Source organism: Pseudomonas azerbaijanoccidentalis (genome assembly GCF_019145495.1).
Taxonomy (GTDB): domain Bacteria; phylum Pseudomonadota; class Gammaproteobacteria; order Pseudomonadales; family Pseudomonadaceae; genus Aquipseudomonas; species Aquipseudomonas azerbaijanoccidentalis.
Genome location: NZ_JAHSTU010000011.1, coordinates 136100 through 157648, shown reverse-complemented (window position 1 = coordinate 157648; position 21549 = coordinate 136100). Strand labels below are relative to the sequence as shown.

General features: G+C 58.3%; 17 protein-coding genes. 9 read left to right on the top strand and 8 right to left on the bottom strand.

What is annotated here, in order from left to right:
* Positions 1-142: 142 nt before the first annotated feature.
* The 4 genes from KVG88_RS28095 (at position 143) to KVG88_RS28080 (ending at position 8040) form a co-directional block, all read left to right on the top strand.
* Entirely contained in the window at positions 143-541 is a 399-nt protein-coding gene (locus KVG88_RS28095; protein WP_217873328.1) for a response regulator, read from the top strand.
* A 228-nt stretch (positions 542-769) separates the two neighbouring features.
* Entirely contained in the window at positions 770-1396 is a 627-nt protein-coding gene (locus KVG88_RS28090; RefSeq protein WP_217873369.1) for a response regulator transcription factor, read from the top strand.
* A gap of 8 nt (positions 1397-1404) precedes the next feature.
* On the top strand, positions 1405-5046 hold the full coding sequence (locus tag KVG88_RS28085; RefSeq protein WP_217873327.1) for a transporter substrate-binding domain-containing protein: 3642 nt from the start codon (positions 1405-1407) through the stop codon (positions 5044-5046).
* Positions 5047-5094: 48 nt separating this feature from the next.
* Complete coding sequence (locus tag KVG88_RS28080) at positions 5095-8040, top strand: HD domain-containing phosphohydrolase (RefSeq protein ID WP_217873326.1); 2946 nt, start codon at positions 5095-5097, stop codon at positions 8038-8040.
* On the opposite strand, the gene KVG88_RS28075 is transcribed toward KVG88_RS28080, so the two are convergent.
* Complete coding sequence (locus KVG88_RS28075; protein ID WP_150703776.1) at positions 8041-8523, bottom strand: GAF domain-containing protein; 483 nt, start codon at positions 8521-8523, stop codon at positions 8041-8043.
* Positions 8520-9410, bottom strand: coding sequence for an ATP-binding protein (locus KVG88_RS28070; protein ID WP_150703777.1), 891 nt, complete (start codon positions 9408-9410; stop codon positions 8520-8522). The genes KVG88_RS28075 and KVG88_RS28070 overlap by 4 nt, the downstream gene beginning before the upstream one ends.
* Positions 9411-9533: 123 nt before the next feature.
* Between KVG88_RS28070 and KVG88_RS28065 the strand changes: the two genes are divergently transcribed.
* A complete protein-coding gene (locus KVG88_RS28065; protein WP_217873325.1) occupies positions 9534-11897 on the top strand; it encodes a hybrid sensor histidine kinase/response regulator in 2364 nt (787 codons plus the stop codon).
* On the opposite strand, the gene KVG88_RS28060 is transcribed toward KVG88_RS28065, so the two are convergent.
* The 3 genes from KVG88_RS28060 to msrB all read right to left on the bottom strand — a co-directional run bounded on the left by KVG88_RS28060 (position 11881) and on the right by msrB (position 13397).
* Complete coding sequence (locus tag KVG88_RS28060) at positions 11881-12342, bottom strand: MarR family winged helix-turn-helix transcriptional regulator (RefSeq protein WP_217873324.1); 462 nt, start codon at positions 12340-12342, stop codon at positions 11881-11883. The two genes, KVG88_RS28065 and KVG88_RS28060, sit on opposite strands and share 17 nt — an antisense overlap.
* Positions 12339-12824: a glutathione peroxidase gene (locus KVG88_RS28055; protein WP_150703780.1), complete on the bottom strand. Its 486-nt coding sequence runs from the start codon at positions 12822-12824 to the stop codon at positions 12339-12341. Before KVG88_RS28055 ends, KVG88_RS28060 begins: the two co-directional genes overlap by 4 nt.
* Before the next feature lie 177 nt (positions 12825-13001).
* On the bottom strand, positions 13002-13397 hold the full coding sequence (gene msrB, locus KVG88_RS28050; RefSeq protein WP_150703781.1) for a peptide-methionine (R)-S-oxide reductase MsrB: 396 nt from the start codon (positions 13395-13397) through the stop codon (positions 13002-13004).
* Between the two features lie 226 nt (positions 13398-13623).
* On the opposite strand from msrB, the gene KVG88_RS28045 reads away from it, so the two are divergent.
* Together KVG88_RS28045 and htpX are read left to right on the top strand one after the other, a co-directional pair.
* Positions 13624-14835: a pyridoxal phosphate-dependent aminotransferase gene (locus KVG88_RS28045; protein WP_007983502.1), complete on the top strand. Its 1212-nt coding sequence runs from the start codon at positions 13624-13626 to the stop codon at positions 14833-14835.
* Between the two features lie 319 nt (positions 14836-15154).
* Positions 15155-16045: a protease HtpX gene (htpX, locus tag KVG88_RS28040; RefSeq protein WP_095061105.1), complete on the top strand. Its 891-nt coding sequence runs from the start codon at positions 15155-15157 to the stop codon at positions 16043-16045.
* Between the two features lie 70 nt (positions 16046-16115).
* On the opposite strand, the gene KVG88_RS28035 is transcribed toward htpX, so the two are convergent.
* Complete coding sequence (locus KVG88_RS28035) at positions 16116-16772, bottom strand: thiopurine S-methyltransferase (protein ID WP_150703782.1); 657 nt, start codon at positions 16770-16772, stop codon at positions 16116-16118.
* A gap of 103 nt (positions 16773-16875) precedes the next feature.
* Between KVG88_RS28035 and KVG88_RS28030 the strand changes: the two genes are divergently transcribed.
* Positions 16876-17643 (top strand): DODA-type extradiol aromatic ring-opening family dioxygenase, encoded by a 768-nt coding sequence (locus tag KVG88_RS28030; RefSeq protein ID WP_217873323.1) that lies wholly within the window; start codon positions 16876-16878, stop codon positions 17641-17643.
* A gap of 157 nt (positions 17644-17800) precedes the next feature.
* Here KVG88_RS28030 and KVG88_RS28025 read toward each other — a convergent pair whose 3' ends face one another.
* Positions 17801-19474, bottom strand: coding sequence for a DEAD/DEAH box helicase (locus KVG88_RS28025; protein WP_075948176.1), 1674 nt, complete (start codon positions 19472-19474; stop codon positions 17801-17803).
* 420 nt (positions 19475-19894) lie between these two features.
* On the opposite strand from KVG88_RS28025, the gene KVG88_RS28020 reads away from it, so the two are divergent.
* Entirely contained in the window at positions 19895-20686 is a 792-nt protein-coding gene (locus KVG88_RS28020) for a crotonase/enoyl-CoA hydratase family protein (protein WP_150703784.1), read from the top strand.
* Between the two features lie 96 nt (positions 20687-20782).
* Here KVG88_RS28020 and KVG88_RS28015 read toward each other — a convergent pair whose 3' ends face one another.
* Entirely contained in the window at positions 20783-21538 is a 756-nt protein-coding gene (locus tag KVG88_RS28015) for a spermidine synthase (RefSeq protein WP_150703785.1), read from the bottom strand.
* Positions 21539-21549: the final 11 nt, after the last annotated feature.

Sequence of the window (21549 nt, the reverse complement as noted above, 5' to 3'; positions counted from 1 at the left end):
GGCCGATCAGCCCCGAAACACCCAAGTGCATTCAACGCCCGCTGAATATCCCTACAACGGATGTCGAGTGAACTGATCGATTGTCCGATGCTGACGCGAAACAATCACGATTACTTTGTTCTACAAAATAAGCGTGAATACCATGATCAAAGGCAATCTGCGCATCTTGCTGGTCGAAGACCATCCCTTTCAGCTCAGGGCAACTCAATACTTGCTGGAAAGTTTCGGCTTCACCCAATTGATCACAACCGATTGTGCCCAAGGCGCACTACGGGAAATGCTTCGCGCTGAACAACCGTTCGATCTTCTTTTGTGCGACCAGTGCCTGCCCGATATGGACGGGATTGATCTGGTAGAACTCGCCAGTCAATGTGGGATGATAAAAAAAGCTATTCTTCTAAGTAGTTTGACACCAGAAGAACTGGATGGAATTGAAAGCTCGGCAAACTCCCATAAACTTCCACTGCTCGGACATTTGATAAAACCTCTGAAACAAGCTGAATTCATACAACTATTGACCTCAACACCACGGCAAGTTTAGCCATAAAAAAACAAAACAATAAAACACCACTAACCGCACAATAAAAACGGCAACACGAAATAAACAACTTCCCCATTTCCTCATGAAAACCTAGTTGATGCGTAAGCCCATTCTTTATCGCTTGTAGGATTATTCCTATATTGCTGCTACAGCGACACCTGTTCGTACGTGACCTCAATTATCTGAGCTAAGGTGCGCGCTTTATTTGAGCTCGCATGGGATTTGATTATGAACTCCGTTTTTATCGTCGACGATCACCCTGTCATCCGACTTGCCGTTCGTATGCTGCTTGAACACGAAGGTTTTAAAGTCGTTGGTGAAACGGATAACGGGGTCGATGCCATGCAGATGGTTCGTGAGTGCATGCCTGACCTGGTGATTCTGGACATCAGTATTCCCAAACTCGACGGTCTGGAAGTGCTTGCCCGTTTCAACGCCATGAGCACCCCGCTGAAAACATTGGTATTAACTGCACAATGCCCGACACTTTTCGGTATTCGCTGTATGCAATCAGGTGCTTCCGGGTATGTTTGCAAACAGGAAGAACTCAGCGAACTGGTCAGCGCAATAAAAGCGGTATTGTCAGGTTACAACTATTTCCCAAGCGAAGCGTTGAACCCCGTACGGGGCGATGATGCACGTTGGGCCGAACTGGAATTGTTCAAGTCCGTCAACGACCGGGAACTGATGGTGTTGCAACTATTTGCACAGTGTCGCACCAACAAGGAAATTGCCAAAGGCATGTTCCTGAGCAACAAGACAGTCAGCACCTACAAAAAACGCCTGATGCAAAAGCTCAAAGCCAAATCCCTGGTCGAACTCATCGAAATGGCCAAACGCAACGCCTTGGTGTGAGAAATACGATGCCCTGTCGCTTGAAGGACTGCCTGATACTCCTGATCACAGGCCTGTGCCTGAGCACTTCATTGTTTGCGGCGCAGGGCGGTGAAACCTATGCCTTGCTGAGTCGCTCAACAGCCGGGCGCCTGGAACTCCAGCTGGATGCCTCACAACAACAATGGCTCAAGGACAAACGCGAACTGGTACTGGGTACGTCAGCTCCGGATTATCCGCCCTTCGACCTGACACTCAGCGGCTGTGACTATGAAGGTTTCACGGCCGATTACGCTGGCATCCTTGGCACCTCCACCGGTTTGCCTGTCCGGGTCCAGCGCTTCGCTTCCAGAGGGGCTGCCATCGAGGCACTGGAGAATGGCAAGGTTGACCTTCTCGGGACGGCCAACGGGTTTGAGGCACACAACACCGAAATTGCCCTGTCCGAACCCTATGCCGTGGATCAGCCGGTTCTGGTGACACGTGAAGGTGAAACACGGTCGTTGACCGATGGCCTCGCCGGCATGCGGTTGAGCATGGTCTATCACTACCTGCCACTGGAGGAAGTCAAAGCCCTGTACCCCAAGGCAATCATCACGTCCTATCCCTCCTACCAGAATGCAATCAACGCAGTAGCCTTCGACCAGGCCGACGTGTTTCTTGGCGATACCATTTCCACTCACTACATGATCAACAAGGGCTACCTCAACAATATCCGCATGGCCAACTTCGGCAAGCACGAAGCCCACGGCTTCAGTTTCGCGGTGAACAAAAATAATCCGCAATTGCTCGGCATCATCAACGCCATGCTGATGGCGATCCCTACTAGCGTTCGGGAAAACATCGCCAAGCGCTGGAGCGCCGGCAGCGACATTTTGCTCACCGATCACAAACTCGAACTCAGTTACAGCGAGGAACGCTGGCTCGCGCAACATCCTGTGGTAAGAGTGGTGGTCAATGAAGCGTTCGCGCCACTGACGTTCTTCGACAGCGCCGGCAACTTTCGGGGGGTGGCCGCGGATTTGCTGGAACTGATCCGTTTGCGCACCGGGCTGCGTTTTGAGGTCCAGCGCAGTCGCAGCGACAGCGAGATGATCCAGCGCATCAAAGACAACCAGGCCGACCTGATCGCCGCCCTGCTCCCCAGCGCGCAACGCGACGCCCTGCTCCACTTCAGCCGCCCGTACCTGCAAAATTCCTATGTCCTGCTGACGCGCCGGGCCGCGGACAGCCCGATCAATCTTGAGCAGCTTCAAGGCAAACGCCTGGCCATCGCCCAGGGTAATCCGCTGATGGAGTACCTGCGCAACGAGTTTCCGCAGATAAAACTCATAGAAACCGCCGATACATTCAGTGCCGTAGAGATGCTGGCCGAAGGGCTGGCCGAGGGTGCAGTCAACTCACTGGTGATTGCCAACTACTTCATTTCATCGCGGCTGTTCGAGCCTGCGCTGCAGATCAGTACCACCATCGGCACCGAGCAGGCCGCCTTTTCCCTGGCGACCGGCCGGGAGGCAAAGGAACTCAACGACATTCTCAACAAGGCATTGCTGAGCATCGCTCCGGAAGAGCTGGGCATCATCAACAGCCGCTGGCGGGGCTATTCTGAATCCACGCACAACACCTGGCGCACCTGGCATCGGCTGTTCTATCAAATCGTCATCGGCGCCGGGGTGTTGCTGATGATTTCCGTGGCCTGGAACGCTTACATGCGCCGCCAGATCAATCAACGCAAAGCGGCTGAGCGAGCGTTGAACGATCAGTTCGAATTCATGCGTTCACTGGTCAACGGCACACCTCACCCGATATACGTGCGCGACCGCGAGGGTGTGCTGCAAAGCTGCAATGACAGTTACCTGCAAGCCTTCAGTGCCCGCCGCGAAGACGTGATTGGCAAAAGCGTGATCCAGGGTTCGATGAGCAATGCATTCGAAGCGCGGGAGTACCAAGCGGATTACCAGCGCGTCGTGATCGAAGGCAAACCGCTGATCCTTGACCGCGCGCTGCACATCGGTGGTCGCCGATTGACCATCTACCATTGGATTCTTCCGTACCGGGACTCAAGCGGTGATGTGCAAGGCATCATTGGTGGCTGGATCGACATCAGCGAACGGCGCCAACTGTTCGACGACCTGCGTTGCGCAAAAGAACGCGCCGATGAAGCGAACCGGGCCAAGAGCACATTTCTGGCCACCATGAGCCACGAGATCCGCACGCCCATGAATGCGGTGATCGGCATGCTCGAATTGACGCTCAAGCGTATCGAACACAACCACCCGGATCGCCCGGCAATCGATGTGGCGTACCACTCGGCCAAAGACTTGCTGGAGTTGATCGGCGATATTCTCGACATCGCACGCATCGAATCCGGGCACCTGAGCCTGAGCCCGGAACGGGTCAACCCTGAAGAGATCGTGGCGTCGGTGGTCCGAATCTTTGATGGGCTTGCCCGGCAGAAAGACCTGGATCTGCTACTTCTGTTCGACCCGGTTGATCCGGCAATCGATGTTCTGCTCGATCCGCTGCGCTTCAAACAGGTGCTGTCCAACTTGGTCAGCAACGCCATCAAGTTCACCGAGCAAGGCCAGGTCAGGATTGTCGTTAGCCTGCAGCCAGACACCGAGCCCGACCAGGTGCACATGATGGTGCAGGTTGAAGACAGTGGCATAGGGATCAGTGAAGAGGATCAGCAGCGCCTGTTTGAACCATTCGCTCAGGCCGAAGCCACCGGGCAGTCAGGCAGAGGCGGTGCCGGGCTGGGACTGGTGATCAGCCGCAGCCTGTGCGAAAGGATGGGCGGCAGCCTGCAATTGAGCAGCCAGCCCGGGATCGGAACTCAAGTACGAATGTCGCTGCACCTGCCGACGCTGCCACGCGGGTCGCAGGTGGAAAAAACAGAAGCGCCGCTCGATACCGCCCGCGCCCCGTTGAATGTTCTTGTGGTCGACGATCACGCCGCCAACCGCCTGCTCATGTGCCAGCAGCTGGAGTTTCTGGGCCATCGTTTCTGTGTTGCGGCAGATGGCCAGGCTGGATTCGAGGCGTGGAAAACCGACACCTTCGATCTGGTGATTGCCGATTGCAACATGCCGGTCATGAACGGGTACGAGTTGACTCGCGCCATTCGCCGACACGAACTAGGCATGCAACTGAGCCCGTGCACCGTGCTGGGCTTTACCGCCAACGCACAACCCGAAGAAGTGCAGCGCTGCAAGCAGGCCGGGATGGATGATTGTCTGTTCAAACCCCTGACGCTGACCGCCCTGAGCCAATGGGTCAATGGTGTGGCGCCTGCTTTAACAGCACCGGCCTTCAGCCTGGAAGCATTGCACCAGTTAACCGGAGCAAACCCGATCCTGAATCAGCGTTTGCTGGCCGAGTTGCTTAACAGCAACCGTCTGGATCGTCAGGAATTACTGACGCTTTGCGGCTCAACCGATCCACAGTCATTTCTTGATATCGCCCATAAAATCAAAGGCGCCGCACGAATTGTCCAGGCTTGCCGACTGATCGACAGCTGCGAGGCGCTCGAAGCTGCATGCCGCGACACGTTCCAGCCCGAAAAAGTGGCTGATTGTTGCACCGCCCTGGAGCACGCCATGCTCGAACTGGACCAGGCATTGCTGGTGCAAATCGACAAAAAGGACCAAAGCAGAATGACAGAGGCTTAACTATGCTTGGACGCTCAGCAGTGTGTTAACCATCATGGAGTGACCCGCATGCCCAACCCACTGCGCTCGGATCAACGTCGGTTCCCGCTGCACGTGCATATCAGCGTGATGTTCACCTTGCTGCTGTTGCTGACCGGGGTGGTGCTGGGCATTTTCAACTATCGACAGACCACCCAGATCATCCTGTCGAGCAGTGAGAAGCTGTTCAATCGAATCGAACAGGATGTGCGTCTGGACCTGCACGCCACCTACGAACCGATTCGCCACCTGCTGAGCCTGCTGGTGCACACGCCCGCGGTCCAGGCGCCAGATCTGCAACAGCGTCTGGCATTGCTTCCCCCTTTCAGCCAGTCCCTCAAGGACAATCCCGACCTCGCCTCGCTGTACCTGGGTTATGGCAACGGTGATTTTTTCATGGTTCGGCCGTTGCGCACCGCGCCTCTGAAAACCCTGCTCAAAGCCCCGGATACAGCGGCTTATCAGGTATGGAGTATCGAGCGTGGCGCCAGCGGCCAGATTCATTCCCAATCGTTGTTTTTCGATCAGAACCTGATGTTGATCAGTCGCCACGACAATCCCGGCGATACTTACGATCCGCGCAGCCGCGCGTGGTTTTCCAGTGCGAGCCACGACAACGATCAGATCACCACCGAGCCCTACGTCTTTTTCTCCACCCACAATGTCGGCACCACGCTCGCTCGGCGCAGTGGCGCGAATGTGGTGATGGGCGCCGACCTGACCCTGGCCGCACTCAGTGCAACCCTGGCCAAGCATGTGGTGACGCCGGGCACCGACATCGTGCTGTTCGACGCCGAGGGCAATGCGATTGCCTATCCCGACAGCAGTCGCCTGATCATCGACGATCAGACCGCCCGCCTGATCAAGGCCGCCGACCTGAGCCCCAGTCTTGGCGCCCTGCTCGACAACCCGGCGCAGGGCAATCGCCTGGATGCCGCCGGCCGCCAGTGGATCGTGGCCCGCAGCAGCATGCAGGAAGGTGGCCCCCAAGGGCTGCAACTGGCGATGCTGGTGCCGGAAGATGAATTGCTCGCCGACGCTTACCGCATGCGCTGGCAGGGTGCGCTGATTACCCTGGCCATCTTGTTGCTGTGCGTTCCGCTTGGCTGGCTGACGTCGAGAATCCTGGTCAAGCCGCTGCGTGCATTGGTGCAAGAGGCCGACGCGATACGCAGTTTCGATTTCAACTTTCCGCTGTCCCGGCGCTCACCGGTGCTGGAGGTCGATCAACTGAGCGTATCGATGGCGCGTATGAAAGACACCCTGGCGAGCTTCTTCCAGATCACCGATAGCTTGAGCGCCGAAACGCGTTTCGCACCGCTGCTGGAGCGGGTGTTGTTTGAAACGGTAAAAATCGGCCAGGCCCAGGCCGGGCTGATTTACCTGCGCGAAGGTGACGGTGACCGCATGGAGCCCCATGGCCTGGTCATCAACGATGTTGCTCAGCCCCTGTCGTCGTTCGACATCCAGGCGCACGCGCTGCAAGGCGCGCAAAGCCCGGCATGGTTGCAGCAGCTGTCTGGCGCCGACAACGTGGTGACCAACCTCGGTTTCGAACAGGCAGGTGACCTGCAGAAAGTGCTGCTGGCGATGGCCTGCCCCCGAGTGCACCTGATCGGCATCCGCCTGCACAATCGGCATAACGAAACCGTCGGCTTGTTGGTGTTTTTGCTGGTCGATAGCGGCGATCGCAGTGATCTGGAAAAACTTCGTCCGGATCGCATCGCGTTTTTGCAGGCCGTGTCCGGCGCGGCCGCGGTGAGTATCGAAAGTCAGCGCCTGCAAGCCAAACAAAAGCAGTTGCTGGACGCGTTCATCAAACTGCTGGCCGGCGCGATTGACGCTAAAAGCCCTTATACCGGTGGGCATTGCCAGCGCGTACCGGCGTTGACGCTGATGCTCGCCCAGGCTGCTGCAGCCAGTCAGGACCCGGACTTCATCGGCTACAAACCCACGGATGATGAATGGGAGGCGCTGCACGTCGCCGCGTGGCTGCACGATTGCGGCAAGATCACTACCCCGGAATACGTCGTCGACAAAGCCACGAAACTGGAAACGCTGAACGACCGCATCCACGAGATCCGCACCCGAGTCGAAGTGCTCAAGCGCGATGTTTGGGTCCGTTACTGGCAGGCCATTGCCCAGGGTGGCGACGAGCAAATCCTGGCGCCACGGCGCGATACAGATCTGGCGGTGCTCGATGAAGACTTTGCGTTCATCGCTCGTTGCAATCTCGGTGGCGAAGCCATGGCCGAATCCGATCTGCAACACCTGCGCAGCATCGGCCAACGCACCTGGACTCGAACCCTGGATGACCGGCTGGGCGTTTCATGGGAGGAGAACCGGCGTCAGACCCGCACCCCGGCGGCGACGCTACCGGTCAGGGAAACGCTGCTGGCCGACAAACCCGAGCACCTGTTCGAACGCCCCGCCGCTGAATTGATTGCGCCGGACAACCCCTTGGGTTTCAAGCTCGACGTACCGACCTACAAGTACAACCGCGGCGAACTCTACAACCTGAGCATTACCCGCGGCACGCTGACGAACGAAGAGCGTTACATCATCAACCATCACATGGTGCAGACCATCCTGATGCTCAACCACCTGCCCTTCCCGGAACACCTGCGCAGCGTTCCGGAAATTGCCGGTGGTCATCACGAAAAAATGGACGGCACCGGTTACCCGAAACGTCTGAAACGCGAGGAGATGAGCCTGCCGGCGCGAATGATGGCGATTGCCGATATTTTCGAAGCCCTGACCGCGGCCGACCGGCCCTACAAGAAAGCCAAGTCCTTGAGCGAAGCGCTGGGCATCATGGCTTTCATGTGCCGCGACGCCCACATCGACCCGCCATTGTTCGCACTGTTCATCAACGCGCGCATCTATCTGCTTTACGCCGAGCGTTTCCTCGACCCGCAACAGATTGATGCGGTAGACCCGTCGGGCTTGCTGATCAAGGCGGGCCTCAAGGTGTGATCAGCAATCGGTCAGACGCAAGAAGATTGCCGCGAGCTGTTCGATTCCCGCCTGATCCTGCGCAGTGAAACGCGCCAGTTTCGGGCTGTCCAGATCAAGCACGCCGATCAGTCGGCCTTCCTTGACCAGGGGCACGACCAGTTCACTGTTTGATGCACTGTCACAGGCGATATGCCCTGGGAAAGCGTGCACATCTTCGACCAGTTGCGTCTGCAAAGTCGCGGCGGCGGCTCCGCAAACGCCACGGCCGAACGGAATGCGCACACAGGCGATCTGCCCCTGAAACGGCCCCAGCACCAGCTCTTCGTTGCGATTGAGATAAAAACCGGCCCAATTCAGATCATCAAGCTGATTGAACAGGAACGCCGAAAATTGCGCGGCGTTGGCGATGAAATCGCGCTCGTCAGCCAGCAGCGACTCCAGTTGCGCGTGCAGCATGCCGTAGCCTTCAAGGCCTTGGCCGCTCTGTTGTAAATCGATCATGCGTTGTGCTCCAACAGTTTCAGCCCGACCCAATAGCGGGCAAATTGATACGCGCAACGTCCGTTGCGATTGCCGCGCCCCGTGGCCCAACGCACGGCGAGGATGTCCAGCTCCTCGTCCCGTTGCCACTTGAGGCCGGCCTTGTCGGCCAGTTGACCGATCCAGTGTTCGACGACGTTGAGATAGTGCTCCTGGGTAAACGGATAAAACGACAGCCAAAGGCCGAAGCGGTCCGACAGCGCGATCTTGTCTTCCACCGCTTCGCTCGGGTGCAGTTCGCCATCGACGCGTTTCCAGTTTTCGTTATCGCTTTCTTTCTCCGGCACCAAGTGACGACGGTTCGAAGTGGCGTACAGCAAAACATTGTCCGGCGCTTGTTCGAGCGAACCGTCGAGCACGCTCTTGAGCACGCGGTAATCACCCTCGCCGGACTCGAACGACAAGTCATCGCAGAACAGCACAAAGCGTTGTGGCAATTTGGCGATCTGCTCCACCACGCGTGGCAAGTCCGCCAGGTGATCGCGTTCGATCTCGATCAGGCGCAAGCCGCCCTTGGCGTGCTCAGCCAGCAATGCCCGCACCAGCGACGATTTGCCGGTCCCGCGTGAACCCCAGAGCAAGGCGTGGTTAGCCGGCATGCCATCAAGGAATTGCCGGGTGTTGCGCCCCAGTTGTTCCAGTTGCCGGTCAACGCCGATCAGGTCGGACAGGCGCATGTCGAGGCTGACTTCCAGCGGCAACAGAAAACCGCTGCGGCCTTCGCGCTGCCAGCGCGCAGCCAGGCAATGGGTCCAGTCAATGGCTTGCCGAGGCGCTGGCAGCAACGGTTCGATTCGCGCCAGAACGGCATCGGCGCGTTCAAGAAAAGCATTCAATCGGGAGTCCACGTCTTTTCCTCGGGCACGTTCACAGTAATGATGGCGATACAGCGCCGACACATAGCGTTCGATGAGCGATTACACCTCTGTACAAGGGCTCGCGAGAACATCGGTATCCATGCATGATCGACTATGCTTGAGCAGCGAAGGGAAACGGAAGTGGTTCAACACCCCATGGATATCAAATTCACCAACCGGCTTTCTTACAAGCAAGCCCGGCTTACCGTGCTGGTCGGTTTCATTCTGGGCATGCTGCTCAGCCTGCTGCAAATAGGCATCGATTATGCCAGTGAAGACGCCTCCATCAACCGTGAAATACTGTCTTTGCTGGAAATCAGCCACAACCCCGCTTCGCGTATCGCCTACAACATCGACGCCGAGCTCGCTCAGGAGCTGACCCTGGGCCTGCTGCGTTCGCCGGCAGTCATCGGCGCCAGGCTGACCGACAACAACGGTAACGTGCTGGCCGACGTCAAGCGCCCCGGCCTGCAAAGCGGCTATCGCGTGATCAGCGACCTGCTGTTCGGCGCGGACCGGCAGTTCGAGGACCGCCTCTATCTGGATCACTTGCCCAACGAATCCCTCGGCACGTTGCAACTGGACGTCGACACCTACTCCTTCGGTTACCGGTTTCTGCGTCGCGCCGAAGTGACGTTGCTCAACGGCTTCGCCCGCAGCCTGATCCTCAGCGGCATATTGCTCACGCTGTTTTATGTCATGTTGACCAAACCCTTGGTGCGGATCATCCATGAACTCAGTGGCCGAGATTCGAGCAGCGGCGAACCCACGCCCCTGGAATGTCCGACAGGGCATGCCAACGATGAAATCGGCGTACTGGTGAAGGTCGCTAACCAACAATTTGAAAACGTCACCACCGAAATCCAGCAGCGACGCAATGCCGAAAACCGCCTGACCGATTATCTCAGCCAACTGGAAAACATCGTCTCGGCCCGCACCGCGGAGCTTAAGGCGATCAACGCCCGGCTCAGCCAATCCAATCAAGAACTGGAGCTGGCCCGCAGCACGGCGCTGGACATGGCCGAAGCGCGTTCGGTGTTTCTGGCCAACATGAGCCACGAAATCCGTACGCCACTCAATGGCCTGCTGGGCATGATCGCGCTATCGCTGGACGGGCCGTTGAACGCTGAACAGCAGCAACAGCTGTCCATTGCCCACGACTCGGGCAAAGTGCTGGTGGAACTGCTCAACGATATTCTCGACTTGTCGAAGTTCGATGCCGGCCAGCTTGAACTCGAACACATCCCGTTCGACCTTGGCGCGCTGGTGGAAGACACCGCCAACCTGCTGTCGCAAAACGCAGCTCCGAGTGTCGAGCTGACTTGCCTGATCGATCCGCACTTTCCGGCACTGGTGCTCGGCGATCCGACCCGCGTCCGGCAGATCGTCAGTAACCTGCTGTCCAACGCCCTTAAGTTCACCCGATTCGGGCGGGTCGACGTTCGCTTGTCGAGCCTCGGCGACGGGGTGAGAATCGAGGTCTGTGACACCGGCATCGGTATCCCCCAGGATGCCCAGGTAAAAATCTTCCAGCCGTTCACCCAAGCCGGCGCCGGGATTACCCGGCAGTTCGGTGGGACCGGGTTGGGACTGGCCCTGACCTACAACCTCTGCGAAGCGATGCAGGGGCGCCTGACCATCAGCTCGGAAGCGGGTTTCGGCAGCCAGTTTTGCGCCGAACTGCCCCTGCCCCGCCACACCCGCGCCCTGGTTCCCACACCAATGGGCGGCAAGGTCATCGCCATCACCGCTGCCAGCAGTGGTCTGGCGGAAATGCTCGGCAGCGTCTTGCCGAGTTGGGGGCTGGAGTATCAGCAACGCTCCATCGACGATCCCTTGCTCGGCTTGAATCCCGACGTGCTGATTACCGATTGCCCCGAATGCCTGTTCAACCTGCGCCCGACGCTCACCGCGCCGATTCTGCTGGTCACCGCTTACGGCAGTTTCATGCCCAGCGAACAAGCCAACGCCCTGGCCCCCTTGCAGCAACAAGCGCGGCCCCTGGCACGCAATGCGCTGCACCAGACCTTGCGACGTATCCTGCAACCGGAAATCAGCACCGTCAGCGACACACCCGTCGACCCCCTCAGCCCGCAGCGCCGCGCCCGCGTGCTGTTGGTCGAAGACAACCCGGTCAATCAGCTGGTGGCCAAAGGCATGCTGGGCAAGCTCGGTTGCGAGGTGACGGTCGCGGCTCACGGGGTTGAGGCGCTGGATCAACTGGAAAAAGATGAATTCGATCTGGTGTTGATGGACTGCAACATGCCGGTGATGGACGGCTATGAGGCCAGTCGGCAGATCCGTCGCAGCGGTCGCTGGCCGCAACTGCCGATTGTCGCCCTGACCGCCAACGCGATGTCTGAAGAACGCGAGCGCTGCCGCGCGGCGGGCATGAGCGACTACCTGGCCAAACCCTTCCGCCGCGAAGAACTGGCGGCGCTGCTGGACCTGTGGGTACCCGCTACGACAGTGCCTTGATCTGTCCCAACAAGTGGTCCAGGCCATCACGCAAGTCATTCAGGCGATTGAGGTCAACGCCGCTGTCGCACAACAACCGAGCCTTGAGCGGCCCGACTTGATCGCGCAAGGCCAGGCCAGCGGCCGACAAGCTCAAGTGCACCTCGCGCTCATCCCGCGCCGAGCGTTGGCGCTGAACCAGCTGCAGCTGCTCCAGTCGTTTGAGCAATGGCGTCAGCGTGCCGGAATCCAGCGCCAGACGTTCGCCCAATGCCTTGACGGTCGGCTGCTCCGGCGCTAACTCCTGCCACTCCCACAACACCAGCATGGCCAGGTATTGCGGGTAGGTCAGGCCCAATTGATCGAGCATTGGCTTGTAGGCGCGGATCACTGCGCGCGAAGCGGCGTACAGCTTGAAGCACAACTGACTGTCGAGATTCAGAGAATCGACTGACAGGCTGTTCATTTGAGCAGGGCTTCGATCTCGCGGCTCAGGTCCTGCGGCTTGGTAGCAGGGGCGAAGCGCTTGACCAACTGGCCGTCCTTGCCGATCAGGAATTTGGTGAAATTCCACTTGATGCCTTGGGAACCGAGCAGGCCCGGGGCACGTTTTTTCAACTGCACGAACAGCGGATGAGCACCCGCGCCATTGACTTCAATCTTTTTGAACAGCGGGAAGCTGACACCGAAGTTCAACTCGCAAAATTCGCTGATCGCGCCTTCGTTCCCTGGCTCCTGCTTGCCGAATTGATTGCAGGGAAAGCCCAGCACGACCAGGCCTTGATCCTTGTAGGTCTGCCACAGCTCTTCGAGGCCTTTGTACTGCGGGGTGAAACCGCATTTGCTGGCCGTATTGACCACCAACACGGCTTTGCCGGCGAAATCGGCCAGGGTCTTTTGCTCGCCCTTGATGGTGGTGCAAGGGATGCTCAGCAGATTGTCGCTCATGGTTCAGGTTTCCGATTGGAAGGACGAAGCACAAAAATAGCGAGCAATTGAATTGTGTGCAATTTAAATAATCATGACGCTGACCAACTGTAGGAGCTGCCGAAGGCTGCGATCTTTTGATTTTTTGAAATCAAGATCAAAAGATCGCAGCCTTCGGCAGCTCCTACGGGGCTCGCATTACGAGCGTGGCACCAGGTCCAGGCACACCGAGTTGATGCAATAGCGCAGGCCGGTGGGTGGCGGGCCATCCGGGAACACGTGGCCCAGATGCGCGTCGCATTTGGCGCAGACCACTTCGGTGCGGATCATGCCGTGGCTGACGTCACGAATTTCGGTCATGGCGCTGTCGCCGATCGGCGCATAGAAGCTTGGCCAGCCGCAGCCGGAATCGAATTTGGTTTTGGAATCGAACAACGGTTCGTTGCAGCAAATGCAGTGATAGATCCCGTCGACCTTGCTGTCGTTGTATTTGCCGGAGAACGGTCGTTCGGTGCCCTTGAGGCGGCACACGTTGTACTGCTCTGGATCGAGCATGGCCTTCCATTCTTCCAGGGTTTTTTCCAACTTTTCCATCATCACACCTCGGCGGCTGAAAAAGCCCGATCTGTACCTTTTCCACGGATCGGGCGGCACGTATGATTGCGCCTCGTCAAACGCCAGTCTGGCAGCCAGACCACGCGCATTCAAACAGATTTATGGGTGCTGCCTCTCAAGGCGTCAGGCCTGTGTGATTACGCAGGATTCCCAGTACGGTTGTTCATACGCCGCCTGGATCGTTCATTTTCGGGAACACATCGCCATGCAGGTCAGCAAATCGAACAAGCTCGCCAACGTCTGCTACGACATTCGCGGCCCAGTGCTCAAGCACGCCAAACGCCTGGAAGAGGAAGGCCATCGCATCCTCAAGCTGAACATCGGCAACCCGGCGCCTTTTGGTTTCGAAGCGCCGGATGAAATTCTCCAGGACGTGATCCGCAACCTGCCGACCGCCCAGGGTTATAGCGATTCCAAAGGCCTGTTCAGTGCGCGCAAGGCCGTGATGCAGTACTACCAGCAAAAGCAGGTGGAAGGCGTCGGCATTGAAGACATCTATCTGGGCAACGGCGTTTCCGAACTGATCGTGATGTCGATGCAGGCCCTGCTCAACAACGGCGACGAAGTGCTGGTGCCGGCGCCGGACTATCCGCTGTGGACTGCCGCCGTGAGCCTGTCGGGCGGCAACCCGGTGCATTACCTGTGCGACGAGCAAGCCAACTGGTGGCCGGACCTGGCCGACATCAAGGCCAAGATCACCCCGAACACCAAGGCCCTGGTGATCATCAACCCGAACAACCCGACCGGCGCGGTGTATTCGAAGGAAGTGTTGCTGGGCATGCTGGAACTGGCCCGCCAGCACAATCTGGTGGTGTTCTCTGACGAAATCTACGACAAAATCCTCTACGACGATGCCGTGCACATCTGCACCGCCTCCCTCGCACCGGATTTGCTGTGCCTGACCTTCAACGGTCTGTCCAAGTCCTATCGCGTGGCCGGTTTCCGTTCCGGCTGGATTGCCATTTCCGGCCCGAAACACCACGCGCAGAGCTACATCGAAGGCATCGACATGCTGGCCAACATGCGCCTGTGTGCCAACGTGCCGAGCCAGCACGCAATCCAGACCGCGCTGGGTGGCTATCAGAGCATCAATGACCTGGTGCTGCCGCCAGGCCGCTTGCTGGAACAGCGCAACCGCACCTGGGAACTGCTCAACGACATCCCGGGCGTCAGCTGCGTCAAGCCAATGGGCGCGCTGTATGCGTTCCCGCGCATCGACCCGAAAGTCTGCCCGATCCACAACGACGAAAAATTCGTCCTCGACCTGCTGCTTTCCGAGAAGCTGCTGGTAGTTCAAGGCACCGCCTTCAACTGGCCGTGGCCGGATCACTTCCGCGTCGTGACCCTGCCACGGGTCGATGACCTGGACATGGCCATCGGCCGCATCGGCAATTTCCTGAAATCCTATCGTCAGTAATCGGGCTGTTCACCGTGCGACGGCGCTTAAAGCGTCGCACGGTGATTCATTCAGCAACACATGTTTGCGCCCTGTCGAAAATTGCCCCCCTTACCTCTCACCAATACTACGCTGCCTGTCCGCACCCAACGCCGACGGGGGCAATGAGATCTGCCGACCTACAAACACTTCCTGCATCTACATCGGAAATGCCCTGCAAGCAGCTAAGCTTTTACCGTAGGACACAGTTTGAAATAGTCACCCGGTTGAATACCCCGGTGCAGCACCTTATATACCCCGCAGTACGCTACATCTTTAGCATAAGGAGATTTCTACAACCATGATGCGCATCCTGCTGTTTTTGGCCACTAACCTGGCGGTCGTGCTGATTGCCAGCATCACCCTGAGCCTTTTCGGCTTCAACGGGTTCATGGCGGCCAACGGGGTTGATCTCAACCTCAATCAGCTGCTGATTTTCTGTGCGGTCTTTGGTTTCGCCGGTTCGCTGTTCTCGCTGTTCATCTCCAAGTGGATGGCGAAGATGAGCACCAGCACCCAGATCATCACCCAGCCACGCACGCGTCACGAGCAATGGCTGCTGCAAACCGTCGAGCAACTGTCCCGCGAAGCCGGGATCAAGATGCCCGAAGTCGGGATCTTCCCGGCCTACGAGGCGAATGCGTTCGCCACCGGCTGGAACAAGAACGACGCACTGGTCGCGGTCAGTCAGGGCTTGCTCGAGCGTTTTTCGCCGGATGAAGTGAAAGCCGTTCTGGCCCACGAAATCGGCCACGTGGCCAATGGCGACATGGTCACCCTGGCGTTGATTCAGGGCGTGGTGAACACCTTCGTGATGTTCTTCGCCCGGATCATCGGCAACTTTGTCGACAAGGTGATCTTCAAGAATGAAGAGGGCCAAGGCATTGCCTACTACGTGGCAACCATCTTTGCCGAACTGGTCCTGGGCATTCTGGCCAGCTCCATCGTCATGTGGTTCTCGCGCAAACGCGAATTCCGCGCTGACGAAGCCGGTGCCAACCTGGCCGGCACTGCCGCGATGATCGGCGCCCTGCAGCGCCTGCGTGCGGAACAAGGCCTGCCGGTGCATATGCCTGACACCTTGAACGCCTTCGGCATCAACGGTGGCATCAAGCAAGGGTTCGCTCGCATGTTCATGAGCCACCCGCCGCTGGAAGAGCGTATCGACGCGCTGGCTCGTCGTCGGGGCTGATAGTTCTGCGGCAACAAAAAACGGGGCGATCTAATCGCCCCGTTTTTTTTGCCTTGAAGATTTTTAGCTTTTAACGGCCCATCAGGCGATAGACCCGCTCTTCAAGCCGAGTAACACCCGCCTCTATGAATTTCCCGCTCTCGCTCAAAATGTCCTGATCCTCCAGGATCTTCAGCGCCCACGAAGCCCCAAACAACCGCTGCACCTCATCATCGACCACGGCAAACGGCGGGCCAGACATTTGAGCCTGGTCGTAGTCCAGCGTAATCAGCAACCCCTGGAATTCCTTCGGCAGGATCCGCTTCAAATGGGCGGCATAGCGCTCGCGCATTTCCGGCGGCAGCGCAATCAGCGCGGCGCGGTCATAAAGTGCCGCGCAATCGGCAACATCGCCTGGGGTCAGTTCGAAAAAATCACCACACCACAGTTCAATGGAACCTGCGCGATAAACCTTGAACGGTCCCTGTTCGCTGACGGCCGGGTCAAAACCATGTTCGCTGAAAAACTCTTCAATGGCTTTTTCCGACAGTTCAACGCCCAGAACCTCGTGGTCTTGATGGGCGAGCCACAACAGATCAAGGCTCTTGCCGCACAACGGCACCAACACGCGTGCGCCTTCTTCAACGCTCAATCCTGGCCAGAATCGCTTCAGATACGGGTTCACTTGCGGCAAATGAAAGCCGATCTGATTCGACGCCCACTTCTTGTGCCAAAACTCCGGCTGCATAAATAACCCCGAAAATTCGATCAAAACACCCTAAAACTTATATTAGATTTAGATCAATGATCTGATTGAAGATGGCGCTATCTTAACCCTCAGGAGCTTATACATGTTCCCCAGCCTGTACATATCCCATGGCTCCCCGATGCTTGCCCTGGAACCCGGCGCCAGTGGGCCAGCCCTCGCGCGTCTGGCGGCTGAAATGGCCAAGCCCAAAGCTATCGTGATTGTTTCTGCACATTGGGAAAGCAACGAGCTGCTGGTCAGCGGTAATCCGCAACCTGACACCTGGCATGATTTCGGCGGTTTTCCCAAAGCCCTGTTCGAGGTGCAATACCCCGCGCCCGGCAATCCCCAGTTGGCCGCTGAAGTGGTGGAGCTGCTGAAGGCCAGCAACCTCCCCGCCCGCATCGACCCTGACCGCCCCTTCGACCATGGCGTCTGGGTGCCTTTGTCGTTGATGTACCCGCAGGCAGACATTCCGGTCGTGCAGGTTTCACTGCCAACCCGTGGCGGCCCTGCGTTGCAGACCCGTGTCGGTCATGCCTTGGCCAGCCTGCGCGAGCACGGTGTGCTGCTGATCGGCTCCGGCAGCATTACCCACAACCTGCGGGAGCTGGACTGGCATGCCGGCCCGGAAAGCGTCGAACCGTGGGCGCAGGCGTTCCGCGATTGGATGATCGAGAAACTGGCCACCGACGATGAAGCCGCTCTGCATGACTATCGCGCGCAGGCACCGAACGCCGTACGCAACCACCCCAGCGATGAGCACCTGTTGCCGCTGTACTTTGCCCGCAGCGCCGGAGGCGCATTCAGCGTTGCCCATAAAGGGTTCACCCTGGGTGCGCTGGGCATGGACATTTACCGATTCGGCTGAGTTGAAGATCAAAAGATCGCAGCCTGCGGCAGCTCCTACATGGAATCGCATTTCTCTGTAGGAGCTGCCGCAGGCTGCGATCTCTTTTTTACAGGCAAAAAAAATCCCCGAACCAGTCGGGGATTTTTTATGTTCGATCAATCAGCCCGAGAGCGGATCAATCTTCGCGATAGCGACGCAGCTTCAACTGCTTACCGGCAACGCGAGTGTCCTTCAGCTTGGTCAGCAACTTCTCCAGACCATCTTCCGGCAGCTCGACGAGGCTGAAGCTGTCACGCACCTGGATGCGACCGATCGCTTCACGCGCCAGGCCACCTTCGTTGAGGATGGCGCCCAGCAGGTTTTTGGCAGCGATACCGTCACGCGCACCCAGCGCGGTACGGCAACGAGCACGGCCTTCGCCCAGTGGCATCGGAGCACGACGCTCGCGGTCACCACGCTCAGGACGATCACCGGAACGCTCTGGACGATCGCCACGCGGTGCGTTGTTCGGCACCAGTGGACGCTCTTTCTCGATAGCGGCCAGGTTCAGCGCTTGACCGTTGGTAGCCTTGCGCAGCAGGGCTGCGGCCAGGGCACGCGGGCTGCAACCGATGTCGGCGGTCAGGCGATCGAGCAGATCACCGTGGGTCGATTCGGCATCAGCCACCAGCGGCGACAGGCTGTTGGTCAGTTTCTTGATGCGCGCATCCAGAACGGCTTGAGCGTCCGGCAGACGAACTTCAGCCACTTTCTGACCGGTTACACGCTCGATCACTTGCAGCATGCGGCGCTCACGTGGAGTCACCAGCAGCAGTGCACGACCTTCGCGACCGGCACGGCCGGTACGGCCGATACGGTGAACGTAGGACTCCGGGTCGTACGGCATGTCAACGTTGAATACGTGAGTGATGCGCGGAACGTCCAGGCCACGAGCAGCAACGTCGGTCGCCACAACGATGTCCAGACGGCCATCCTTGAGGGAGTCGATTACGCGCTCACGCTGGTTCTGGGCGATGTCACCGTTCAGCGCAGCGGCTTTGTAGCCTTTGGCTTCCAGGGCACTGGCCAGGTCCAGGGTCGCTTGCTTGGTGCGCACGAACATGATCAGGGCGTCGAAATCTTCCACTTCCAGCAAGCTGAGAACGGCCGAAGTCTTCTGGTCAGCGTGAACCAACAGGTGAGCCTGTTCGATCGCGGTAACGGTCTGGGTCTTGGTCTGGATCTTCACGTGTTGCGGATCGCGCAGGTGGCGTTCGGCAATGGCACGGATCGACTGCGGCAAGGTGGCCGAGAACAATACGGTCTGACGGGTGGCTGGCAGAGCCTTGAAGATAACTTCCAGGTCGTCCATGAAGCCCAGCTTGAGCATTTCGTCGGCTTCGTCGAGAACCAGATGGTTCACGGTCGCCAGTACTTTTTCGTCACGACGCAGGTGGTCGCACAGACGGCCCGGCGTGGCGACAACGATCTGTGCGCCATTACGGATTGCTTTCAATTGTGGGCCCATCGGCGCGCCGCCGTAGACAGCCACAACAGTTACGCCCGGCATTTGCTTGGCGTAGGTTTCGAAAGCGGTTGCAACTTGTAGCGCCAACTCACGAGTTGGTGCCAGGATCAGGGCTTGCGGTTCGCGCTTTGCAGGATCGATGCGATGCAGGATCGGCAGGGCGAACGCAGCGGTTTTACCCGTACCGGTTTGCGCCTGACCAATCATGTCGTGACCGGCCATGATGATCGGGATCGATTGCTGCTGAATAGCCGATGGCTCTTCGTAGCCAGTCGCGGTGACGGCTGCAAGAATATTCGGATTAAGATTAAAAGCGGCGAAGCCGCCGGTTTCCTGGGTCATGGGTCTGCCTCTAAGTGCATCCGCAAAGACCCATGCTCCAAAGCTGCGCGTGCCGTGTTGAGACTCAAGAGTCGCCCTGGCAGCTTTGTCGGCGGGGATTTGCGAAAACGAATGAATGAAAAGAATCGTCAAGGGAGAGTCCGCAGTACGGACGTGCAGCCGAAGCTGACTTCGGGGAATTGCTCTACCTAAACGCGGCCCGGCTAAAGGCCGGCGCGCACTATACCGGAATTTGCCGAAAAAGGGAGCTTTTTTTATCGCAAAACTCCCGCGTACGGCGTTCTGTCACAGGCTTTGCGGATAATCGTGCAAGCGTCTATTTTTCAAAGGCCCGGCCCTGCGGGTGATGGCGCTAAAACGGTTCATCTTGAAGACCCTGACCGCCGGTCTGACACCCCTTCCCGCCCGAGGAAATGCACCATGAAAGAGCTCGACACCCGCCGTGTGAGCCGTGAAAAGCGCGGTCATGTCCTGTTGATCGGCCTGGATCGGGTTGCCAAGCGCAATGCTTTCGACCTCGACCTGCTCAACGAGCTGAGCCTGGCCTATGGTGAGTTCGAAGCCGACAGCGACGCCCGTGTGGCCGTGGTCTTCGGCCATGGCGAGCATTTCACCGCCGGCCTGGATCTGGTCAATGCCAGTGCGGCGCTGACCGAAGGCTGGCAGGCCCCGCCCGGCGGTTGTGATCCGTGGGGTGTATTCGCCGGCCCCAGGGTCAGCAAGCCGGTGATTGTCGCTGCACAGGGTTATTGCCTGACCATCGGCATCGAGTTGATGCTGGCCGCCGATATCAACCTGTGCGCCAGCAATACCCGCTTCGCGCAAATGGAAGTGCAGCGCGGGATCTTCCCCTTCGGCGGCGCCACATTGCGCCTGCATCAGGTCGCCGGTTGGGGCAATGCGATGCGCTGGATGCTGACGGGCGACGAGTTCGATGCCCGGGATGCCCTGCACCTTGGGTTAGTGCAGGAAGTCATGGCCAGTGAAGATTTACTGCCACGGGCGATTGAGTTGGCTGAACGCATTGCCCGACAGGCACCGCTGGGCGTGCAGGCGACGCTGATGTCGGCGCGGCAGGCGCGTTACGAGGGGGAAACGGCAGCGGCGCAGGGTTTGCCGGCGCTGGTGAAGAAACTGTTGACCAGTGAGGATGCGCAGGAGGGGGTTAAGTCGCTGGTGGAGCGGCGGCCCGGGGTGTTCAAAGGCTGCTGAAATCCGTGTAGGAGCTGCCGAAGGCTGCGATCTTTTGATCTTAAAAAATCAAAAGATCGCAGCCTTCGGCAGCTCCTACAGATGCGGTTGTATTCCTTATGTCGCGGGGCGAATGCACTTGATCAATGTCTGCAACGAATACCCCAACCGCGGCGCCAACTCTTCAGCCCGAGCAACAAGGCCTTCCATATCCAGCTCTTGATCGAGATCCGAAGGCACAATCAGAATCACATTGCCCTCCTTTACCGGCAGTTCCCAGTAATGCCGATGATAGAGCCCGCGCAGCAATGCGGCACCCAACGGCTTGCCATCGTCGGTTGCCCACTGATTGATCACCAGCCAGCCACCGGGGTTAAGGCGTTTCTGGCAGTTTTCCAGGAAGGTCCAGGCCAGATGGCCGACACCCGGGCCGACGTCGGTATAAAGGTCGACGAAAATCAGATCCGCAGGCTCGGCGGTGTCGAGCAGCTCCAGCGCATCACCGACCCGAATGTACAACCGCGGATCGTCATCCAGTCCAAGGTATTCGATGGCCAGGCGCGGCACATCCGGGCGCAGCTCGATCGCTTCGACGTCTTCCAGCGGCAGAAACTTGAGGCAGGCCTGGGTCAACGTGCCGGCACCCAGGCCGAGAAATAGCGCGGATTCCGGTTGTTCATGGCACAACGCACCGATCAGCATCGCCCGGGTGTAGTCATACTCAAGCCAGCTCGGGTCAGCCGTGAACACGCAGCTTTGCTCGATGGCATCACCGAATTCGAGAAAACGGTAGTCGGCCACTTCAAGCACGCGAATCACGCCAAACTCGTCCTGCACCTCGGCGAGCAAATGCTCGACGCGCTCCTCAGTCATTTTGTCTCCTG

Excerpts from the sequence above, each read along its gene's own strand:
- KVG88_RS28020 (WP_150703784.1), top strand. The coding sequence starts at position 19,895 with ATGAAAGAGCTCGACACCCGCCGTGTGAGCCGTGAAAAGCGCGGTCAT.
- KVG88_RS28075 (WP_150703776.1), bottom strand. The coding sequence starts at position 8,523 with ATGATCGATTTACAACAGAGCGGCCAAGGCCTTGAAGGCTACGGCATG.
- KVG88_RS28035 (WP_150703782.1), bottom strand. The coding sequence starts at position 16,772 with ATGCAGCCGGAGTTTTGGCACAAGAAGTGGGCGTCGAATCAGATCGGC.
- KVG88_RS28025 (WP_075948176.1), bottom strand. The coding sequence starts at position 19,474 with ATGACCCAGGAAACCGGCGGCTTCGCCGCTTTTAATCTTAATCCGAAT.
- KVG88_RS28065 (WP_217873325.1), top strand. The coding sequence starts at position 9,534 with ATGCTTGAGCAGCGAAGGGAAACGGAAGTGGTTCAACACCCCATGGAT.
- KVG88_RS28030 (WP_217873323.1), top strand. The coding sequence starts at position 16,876 with ATGTTCCCCAGCCTGTACATATCCCATGGCTCCCCGATGCTTGCCCTG.
- KVG88_RS28080 (WP_217873326.1), top strand. The coding sequence starts at position 5,095 with ATGCCCAACCCACTGCGCTCGGATCAACGTCGGTTCCCGCTGCACGTG.
- KVG88_RS28045 (WP_007983502.1), top strand. The coding sequence starts at position 13,624 with ATGCAGGTCAGCAAATCGAACAAGCTCGCCAACGTCTGCTACGACATT.
- KVG88_RS28015 (WP_150703785.1), bottom strand. The coding sequence starts at position 21,538 with ATGACTGAGGAGCGCGTCGAGCATTTGCTCGCCGAGGTGCAGGACGAG.
- htpX (WP_095061105.1), top strand. The coding sequence starts at position 15,155 with ATGATGCGCATCCTGCTGTTTTTGGCCACTAACCTGGCGGTCGTGCTG.
- KVG88_RS28090 (WP_217873369.1), top strand. The coding sequence starts at position 770 with ATGAACTCCGTTTTTATCGTCGACGATCACCCTGTCATCCGACTTGCC.
- KVG88_RS28060 (WP_217873324.1), bottom strand. The coding sequence starts at position 12,342 with ATGAACAGCCTGTCAGTCGATTCTCTGAATCTCGACAGTCAGTTGTGC.
- msrB (WP_150703781.1), bottom strand. The coding sequence starts at position 13,397 with ATGGAAAAGTTGGAAAAAACCCTGGAAGAATGGAAGGCCATGCTCGAT.
- KVG88_RS28095 (WP_217873328.1), top strand. The coding sequence starts at position 143 with ATGATCAAAGGCAATCTGCGCATCTTGCTGGTCGAAGACCATCCCTTT.
- KVG88_RS28055 (WP_150703780.1), bottom strand. The coding sequence starts at position 12,824 with ATGAGCGACAATCTGCTGAGCATCCCTTGCACCACCATCAAGGGCGAG.
- KVG88_RS28085 (WP_217873327.1), top strand. The coding sequence starts at position 1,405 with ATGCCCTGTCGCTTGAAGGACTGCCTGATACTCCTGATCACAGGCCTG.